Raw genomic sequence first — 8,242 nt, forward strand, 5'->3', positions numbered from 1 at the left:
TCCATTTGTTCTTTTAAATCTGCAAAGGGATTATAGGTAGCTGGAGCTTTCTCACTATCTTTGCTACTGCCATAGCGCACGAGGTTTTCGTATTTGGAGTGTTCCTCATCGTGGCAATACAGGCACAAGAGTTCCCAATTGCTACCGTCCGGTGGATTGTGATCGTGGTTGTGATCGACATGATGAACGGTTAACTCTGATAGATTCTTGCCAGAAAATTCCCGCGCACAGCGGCCGCAAATATGAGGGAATAGCTTCAGCGCCTGTTCTCGATAACCACTAGCTCGTTTAGCGTTGTATTTCAACTGTTCGGCCCGAACTTGGTCGAAGGTAGATTTTTTATTCATAGTTCTGAGCGGTGCCTGTTCCTGTCTTTATGATAAGAGGATGAGGAATCTTTGTGATAAAAGTATAAGGAATGAAACCGCGATAATAACGACAGTGAAAGCCCTGACCGAAGAGCCAGAGCTTAAAGTGTCTATCTATCAGCCGTTATAGCCGTATTAATCGCTGAAGCCAAAATAGGGTGATCAGGTGTCATATCGGGTGAAAAGTGGCCAATGATCTCACCTTTAGTGTTAACCAGAAACTTTTCAAAATTCCACATTACCGCACCGTCTTTGACTTCTTTACCATAGCTTTTCATCTTCTCTTCGAACCCGCTTTCGGGTGCTGCAGTACGTTCAGGGATGGCGCTCAGTAACTGTTTGTAAAGAGGGTGTTGGTTTTCACCGTTGACTTCAACTTTAGAAAACATTGGAAATTTAATATCAAATTTCATGGAGCAAAATTCTTTGATGTCTGCTTCGGTGCCTGGTTCCTGTTCGCCGAATTGATTACAGGGAAAACCTAACACTTCCAAACCTTGATCTTTATGTGCTTCATACAGCGCTTCCAGTGCTTCGTACTGGGGGGTTAAGCCACAGGCTGAGGCAACATTTACAATGAGTAATGTTTTACCCGAAAACCTTTCCAGTTTGACGCTTTCACCATCAATGGTCTTAACGTTGATGTCATAAATATTACTCATGCTGCTTCCTTATTTTGATTGATTAACTAAAACCATTGAAAAATCGTGAGATGATTATAAGCATCAATTAAAGTACAAACCACGAAATTTGATGTTTTCAGGGATTAGGCACAAGCCTTTTGATTCTTGGTCGTCTGGGCACCCCAAAATCTTTATTTACTAGTTAATCTGGAAAAATTGCAGTAATCCAATTAACTGGAGATAATAAGATTGATCAAAATTTAACCCCTTTGTTTTCCTTACTTTGTTCTCCTTAATAGCCTTTTAGGAAACTTCACCGCTAGCCTGTTGGCGGATGTGTGTTTGCTGGATACTATACCGGATTGATAGATAAAGTGATTGATTGGTAATGAACAGCATTAATAACACACTTTTAGTGATTGGCTATGTCTGGCCCGAGCCGAACTCCTCCGCTGCGGGGTCGCATATGCAGGCTTTGCTGGAGTTATTTCTCGAGAAAGGTTGGCAGGTAACCTTTGCAAGCCCTGCGGCCAAATCAGAACACGGCTTATGTCTTGAGTCCCTTGGTATAGCTAGCGCCGAGATCGAACTCAATAATGCCAGCTTTGATGAATTCCTCGCTGAACTTAATCCCGGCGTGGTGCTGTTTGATCGCTTTATGATGGAGGAACAATTTGGCTGGCGCGTGGAGCAGCATTGCCCGAGAGCTTTGCGCATACTGGATACCGAAGATTTATTTTGTGTGCGGCATGCGCGCCATGGACACTTCAAAACCCATCAGCAAATCAACCCGGAACTAACACCGCAGCTATTGTTTACTGAATTAGCCCAGCGTGAGATTGCGTCCATTTATCGCTGTGACTTGTCGTTGGTTATCTCTGAGTTTGAGTTGCAGCTGCTTACCCAGCGCTTTGGTGTAGATCCGGCGCTGTTGATTTACTGCCCTTTTATGCTGGAGCCGGTAACGCCGACACAGCAACAACAATTACCAGGGTTTGACCAACGGCAACATTTTATTACCATCGGTAACTTCCGTCATCCGCCTAACTGGGATGCTGTGCTGTTTTTGCAACAACAATTATGGCCATTGATTCGCAAACAATTACCTGATGCTGAATTGCATATTTACGGATCGTATACGCCGCCCAAGGCGACCGCCCTACACAATGTGCGGCAAGGTTTTTTAGTAAAAGGCTGGGCCGATAGTGCTACAGCCGTGATGCGGCAAGCACGGGTCAATTTGGCGCCAGTGCGGTTTGGCGCAGGTTTAAAAGGTAAGTTAGCCGATGCAATGGCTTCTGGGACACCCAGTGTGACCACGAGTATCGGCGCCGAAGGTATTGCGGGCGAACTCCCTTTTGCTGGTACCGTTAACGATTCTGCTGAAGGTATGGCCGCAGCTGCCGTGACGCTTTATCAACAGGCAGAAAATTGGCAAGCCATGCAGGCCGCAGGGTTTGTTATTCACAACCAGCGTTTTGATAAACAACAACACTGGCAGCACGTCTATCAGGCCGTGGAAAATTGTTTGACGAATTTGGATGCGCATCGATTGAATAATTTTAACGGCGCGATGCTTAGGCACCATCAACACAAAAGTACAAAATATATGTCGCAATGGATTGAAGAAAAAAATAAGTGGAAAGATGTGTAGATGACAGAGTTGGAAAAAATGCGGGCAGGCTTGCCGTTCAATACCCTTGATGCAGAGCTGCGCATGCTGCGTGAAAAAGCTCGCATGGCTTGTGCAAAATACAATGCGCACCCCAGTAAGGGTAATCTAAAACACATCACGCGATTGTTTGAGCGGGTGGGCAGCGTGGTGATAGAGCCGGGCTTCCAGTGCGACTATGGCTCTCACATTTACACGGGAGAAAACGTCTATATCAACTTCAACTGCGTATTGCTCGATAGTGCCAACATCACTCTTGGCGATAACGTTTTGTTAGGGCCTGGTGTGCATATTTATACGGTGGATCATCCCCGCGATGCTCTAAAGCGGAAAACCGCTGAATGTTTCGCCAAGCCAGTCACCATTGGTCATAATGTCTGGATTGGCGGTGGATCTATTATTTTTCCTGGTGTGAACATCAGTGACGGGGTGATCATTGCTGCCAATGAAGTAGTGCGGCAAGATAGATAATTCTTTCGTATCCCATGATCCTTCTTCTTATCTATTGTTTCTTCCAAATAAGAAAGGGATTAAAGGCTTCGGGCACCGGCTTTGTGTAGATTTCGTCGAGCACCCTATTTGGGATCCAGAGAAAGATCTAAAAATGTAGTGGCTACGTGACGGATAAATTCAAAAGACGGGTCACTGGTGCCCATCGACTCGCCCAGCAAGCGCACATCTTTGGTCAGTAGCTTAGCGCCATGGCTAAAATCCTCTGGTTTTTGCATGCGGGCACACACGTCAAACGCGAAGCTGCGACCGCTGCTGACTTTCACCAGATCGGAAAAGGCCTGGGGGTCTATGTTTAAGGTTTTGGCAGCTTCTATTGCGTAATGAGACACCGCCAGATTGGCCGCCATCATTGAGTTGTTGACCAGCTTCGCCATCTGTCCTGCACCGACTTCACCCAAATGCACAATCGTGCTGGCAAAGGTTTCCAATACCGGACGTACAAACTCTACACTCTCGCTATCTCCCCCTACCATGACGGTGAGGGTGCCGTTGGCTGCGCCTTCACCGCCACCGCTAACCGGAGCGTCTAGCAAGGTTAAGCCATGAGCTTTAGCCTGGTTTGCTAATGTCTGACAAAGTTCCGGGTGTACCGTGGAGTGGATCACGATAACCCCTCCCGCTGCCATATTAGGAATCAGCGTATCACACACGGCCTGTACACCCGCGTCATCAACCACACAGACACTACACATTTGCACTTGTTCAGCCAGTTCCGCCAGACTGTTGGCGAACGTGGCGCCACTGTTGGCATAGGGTTCTAACGATTCACGACGTCTTGCCCAGAGTACAACGTCATAACCACCGTCGATTATACGCTGAGCCATAGGTCCGCCTTGGCTACCCAGTCCGATAAAGCCGCACTTCATAAATGTTCTCCTGGAATTCTTAATCTGCAGAAATGTTGTTTTCGAGTTAAATACCGTGTTTGCGGCAAGACATGGCTGCCGTCAATAAACTAAGAGCCTTTACACCGTCAATCCGCCATCAATGGGAATCAGGTTGCCGGTCATGTAGCTACTGCTGACAAGGGCAATGATAAGGATAGCCAAATCATTGGGCTCACCCATTCGCCCCGCCGGAGTGCGGCTGGTGGTTTGTTTTTGTCTTTCCTTGTTGGATACCAGTGCCTCAGTCATTTTACTGGGGAATAAGCCAGGGGCAATGGCGTTGACACAAATGTGGTCGGGACCCAGTGATTTGGCCAGCACTCGGGTCAGATGGTGCAGGGCTGCTTTGCTGGGGCCGTATATAAAAGACGCGGAATGAGAGTTCAAACCGGCAATCGAGCCAGTATTGATGATGTGTGCGGGGCTCTGTTGACTGGCGTTCTGTTTCAGCAGTGGGTGAAGTGCCTGAGCCACTAGAAAAGGAGCCTTGACGTTCAGGGACAGGATTTCATCCACCTGCTCTTCTGTAAACTCTCCCCAGGCTGCCCGGTCAGTCATACCAGCATTGTTTATCAGTATGCTTAGATCGGGGGCATGCTGTGAGAGATAACTTTGCAACTGTTTTGGTGCTTGCGGGTCAGTCAGATCCGTTTGGATAAACTCGCAAGGGCCAAGCTCTGACATCGCCGAGGCCTGGCTCTCTCCTGCTTGCACGTTACGACCGGTAATAAATACCCGGGCGCCAGCGATTAACAATCCGCGGGCCAGCATAGCACCCACACCGCTGGTGCCCCCTGTGACTAGGGCAACGCGATTCTTTAATGAGAAAAGTGATTGAAGTGTATCGTTCATCTGCAGAGCCTTTGTGTTTGATCTGTTGCTATCTGCCGTTGGTCATACCACCCATGGGTTGTGGTTCGGTCAGTTGCCTCAGAATGTGACATTGAGAGGGAATGGCATTCACGGACTAAATGTCTGCCAGTGCCTTGTGTGTCTCATGATCCTCATAGGCCGTTATAGTTCGTAACACTGCCATCACGGTAATATCCCAGCCGTAATTAACCACCGGTGTAATCAGCCAGCCGATATAGAGATTCCAGGCCATCGCGCGGCGATACTCCGACCACATATCGTTCATCGACGGAACGTCCGTTACACCACGAGCGCATAGTTGTTCACGATAGTATGTCACCAGGTCGCGTTCGTGGGTGCGTCGCTGCTCTATGGACAAGCCAGTGGTGATAATGTAACTGATGTCGTGCATGCAGTACCCTCTCGCGCTTAGCTGCCAATCGAGCAGACCTACCTGATCATTGGGTAGCAGGTAGGTGTTACCAATGTGCGCATCGCCGTGACAGAGTGTTTGTGGCAGGGTCGATTGATGTGCTTGCGCTCGCTGAAACTGCCCGTGCAGTTCTTTCGGCGTCATGCGCAAGCGTTGCAGCATTTCTTGTTTGAACTGCGTAGTTGCTACCTGATATTCCGCAAAACCTGCGACTGTGTCCGACGTAAACAAATCATGAATAGCGCCCCGTGTATGGTCTTCCAGCCAGCCCATAGAGCGACCGAACTCTGGGTGATTCCAGTATCGGGCATGGAGTGATGCATACTGATCAAGCATCGACTGCATCTGTGCGATGTTGATGTCTGTCTTGACAGAGGGAAACACTGCTTCACGATCGCGGAGGTCTTCCAAAAGTAACATAAACGTTTTCGTTTGCGGGTCGAAACGGCCGCCCAACGTTACCGGGGAAATCATAAAGTCGGCGGGACGCAGCTGGGCGTATACGTTAACTTCATTTTCATAAAGCTGTCCGCTACCACTACCGCCCGTTTCAACTTTATCCCCAGGAGCACTTTTAGCCACTTTAACTACAATACGTCTGGGCAGGTTTTCGGGTGATGCGGAAGAGTATGTCGGTTCGATAATAATCCGCCCAGCCGAGGATGCCTGCCCTTCACCCCACAAGTGGGATTCAACGACTTCAAAACTATCCAGAGAGACGTTAGGGGTATGAGCTTTTATCACCTCGTTGAGGGAGCTTACTGTCAGATCTTCCGGTCGTGTAGGCAGTTCAGTCGCTAGCAAGATGCAATCTCCAAATGATTATGATGTTATTTTTATGCGATTCGATGAGTACTTCTTATCACGTCTCCGTCTCGAAAATTTTCAGTCAGGAGCGAATGCCGCGTTTGAAGAGGGATTGCTGAAAAAGTTCATAACCTGGTTCGCCCTGATCCCACAATTTGGCATCGGTTGGTTTCTGAGTACGGACATCGTAAGTGACTACCCGTTTGGAAAAACGCCAGCGGCCATCATCGCACTTTTGATAGTTATCCAAATAACGCACACACATAAAGTCTTCGATGTGGCCACCTTGTCCATCAGGCAATATATGATACGCAAGGGCGTAAACCTCCCCTTCTGCGGTATCGCCGTCGACTGAAATCAAATGATTGCAAACGTGGTGCCCGCTGTAGGGCATATAAGGAAAGGCTTTTTCCAGAAAGTCCACGTAGTCACTGGCGGTGCCATCGAATGTATCACCGTGTGTATCGGTAGCATCTTTTGTGTATAGGTCGCGGAGCAGTTCCGGATCTTTACGGTCGACCCCGCGGGAGTACAACAGCGCCAGGTCACGGATGGCATCTTTGGCGATCAAATTTTCGATTGACTGGGATTGAGTTGTCATAGGGATTCCTCTTTAGCCGGCAGTGATGCCGTTATCGATATTAATAATGGCGCCGTGGTAACCCTTTGCGGCATCGGTGGCCAGAAAGGCGACCATTTCAGCGACGTCATCTACCTCGACCAGACCACGCAGGGGAGCAATGCGGCCCATTAACGTCGGGTCAGGGTCTTGCAGGTTTCGCATCCCGGCCGCCAGTGGCGTCATCATGCCTCCGGGGGATACTGAGTTCACACGAATGCCTTTGTGCATATATTCCATGGCAAGGGACTTTGTCAGTTGGTTCAATGCCGCTTTGGTGGCTGAGTATAGAGCCAGATAAGCTTGACCCGGATGTGCAGAGCAGGAACTGACATTGACTACAGCTCCCTGATGTTCGATCAGGTGTGGTATGGCTGCGCGAATCAGCTTGAACGGTGCAGACAAGTTTACGGACAGGGTGAGGTCGACAGCGTCGTCACTCATATCGGTGGTGTGTGTGGGCAAGAAAACTCCGGCCACATTACACAGGGCATCGACTCGGCCAAAGGTGTCTACGGTTTTATCAACGATGGTCTGACACTGACGGGTGTCAGACAGGTCGACGGGTAGCGTTAGCACTTCGGTCTTTAGGTTGCGCAGTTCCTCTGCGGTGCTCTCGAGTGCCTCGGCATTGACATCAACAATTGCGAGTTTCGCACCGGCTTTGGCCAAAAATAACGCGGTAGCTCGGCCAACGCCGCTGGCCGCACCGGTGACGATTGCGACCTTGCCGTTCATATTGCTGGGAGTGGGCATTGTGTTGTCCTTGATAATATTGAAATAGAATTACTGGGCGAAATCGTAACCGCCATTCACCGGATAGGTTTGTCCGGTAATCCACGCTGCAGCGTCTGAACAGAGAAACAGCGCCATGTTGGCGACTTCGTCTGGTTGACCAAAGCGTCGAATGACATAGCGGGATACATGGTGTTTGGCTTGATCGCTGGCCAGGAATTCGGACTTCTGGGGTTCCGGTAAAGGAGGTTCCAGCGAGGACAAAGAGATGCTGTTGCAGGTAATGCCGTGACGGCCGGCTTCTTTCGCCAACGACCGCATAAAGCCTGCCGCACCGGCTTTTGCAGCCGCATAGACGGCCATACGCGCCTCCCCTACTCGACCAGAATCCGACACGACAGTGACCACGCGACCACGCTGTTGCTTAACCATGCCGGGCAGTAGAGCGTGGCAGCAATTCATCACGCCGTTTAGATTGGTGTGGAAGTACCGGTCCCAATCCTCGGGATCAGTTTCCCAGAACAGGGGGGATAACCGCATGGTGGTATTCGGACCGGCATTACCAGCGTTGTTGACCAACAGGGTGATGGGACCGAGAGTTTCTTCTGCCTTTTGTGCCGCGGCACGGACGGATTCCAGATCGCCGACATCGGCTTGTACAGCAACGGCGGGTACGCCCAAAGCGCGAATTTCTTCAGCGACAGCTTCGGCTCGTTCTTCCACAAAATCGTTA

Annotated in this window: 10 protein-coding genes; 2 read left to right on the forward strand and 8 right to left on the reverse strand. The window is 49.5% G+C overall.

What is annotated here, in order from left to right:
* Both ACTG33_RS14770 and ACTG33_RS14775 read right to left on the reverse strand, forming a co-directional pair.
* Positions 1-347 (reverse strand): YajD family HNH nuclease (locus ACTG33_RS14770; protein WP_439135990.1); only part of this gene is annotated, 347 nt, incomplete at its 3' end.
* Between the two features lie 131 nt (positions 348-478).
* Positions 479-1,030 (reverse strand): glutathione peroxidase, encoded by a 552-nt coding sequence (locus tag ACTG33_RS14775; protein WP_439135991.1) that lies wholly within the window; start codon positions 1,028-1,030, stop codon positions 479-481.
* Between the two features lie 349 nt (positions 1,031-1,379).
* On the opposite strand from ACTG33_RS14775, the gene ACTG33_RS14780 reads away from it, so the two are divergent.
* Complete coding sequence (locus ACTG33_RS14780; protein ID WP_439135992.1) at positions 1,380-2,645, forward strand: glycosyltransferase family 4 protein; 1,266 nt, start codon at positions 1,380-1,382, stop codon at positions 2,643-2,645.
* Positions 2,646-3,134, forward strand: a complete 489-nt coding sequence (locus tag ACTG33_RS14785) for a sugar O-acetyltransferase (protein WP_439135993.1) — start codon at positions 2,646-2,648, stop codon at positions 3,132-3,134.
* 104 nt (positions 3,135-3,238) lie between these two features.
* On the opposite strand, the gene ACTG33_RS14790 is transcribed toward ACTG33_RS14785, so the two are convergent.
* The 6 genes from ACTG33_RS14790 to ACTG33_RS14815 form a co-directional block, all read right to left on the reverse strand.
* Positions 3,239-4,042, reverse strand: coding sequence for an NAD(P)-dependent oxidoreductase (locus ACTG33_RS14790; protein WP_439135994.1), 804 nt, complete (start codon positions 4,040-4,042; stop codon positions 3,239-3,241).
* Positions 4,043-4,141: 99 nt separating this feature from the next.
* The gene (locus tag ACTG33_RS14795) at positions 4,142-4,915 is read right to left on the reverse strand and encodes an SDR family oxidoreductase (RefSeq protein WP_439135995.1); all 774 of its coding nucleotides are present in this window, start codon (positions 4,913-4,915) and stop codon (positions 4,142-4,144) included.
* Between the two features lie 115 nt (positions 4,916-5,030).
* A complete protein-coding gene (locus ACTG33_RS14800; protein WP_439135996.1) occupies positions 5,031-6,152 on the reverse strand; it encodes a phosphotransferase in 1,122 nt (373 codons plus the stop codon).
* An 85-nt stretch (positions 6,153-6,237) separates the two neighbouring features.
* Positions 6,238-6,756, reverse strand: coding sequence for a nuclear transport factor 2 family protein (locus ACTG33_RS14805; protein WP_439135997.1), 519 nt, complete (start codon positions 6,754-6,756; stop codon positions 6,238-6,240).
* Between the two features lie 12 nt (positions 6,757-6,768).
* On the reverse strand, positions 6,769-7,530 hold the full coding sequence (locus tag ACTG33_RS14810) for an SDR family NAD(P)-dependent oxidoreductase (RefSeq protein WP_439135998.1): 762 nt from the start codon (positions 7,528-7,530) through the stop codon (positions 6,769-6,771).
* A gap of 30 nt (positions 7,531-7,560) precedes the next feature.
* A partial coding sequence (locus tag ACTG33_RS14815) for an SDR family NAD(P)-dependent oxidoreductase (RefSeq protein WP_439135999.1) occupies positions 7,561-8,242 on the reverse strand: 682 nt, incomplete at its 5' end.

Source organism: Pseudomaricurvus sp. (assembly GCF_965662505.1).
GTDB lineage: Bacteria > Pseudomonadota > Gammaproteobacteria > Pseudomonadales > Cellvibrionaceae > Pseudomaricurvus.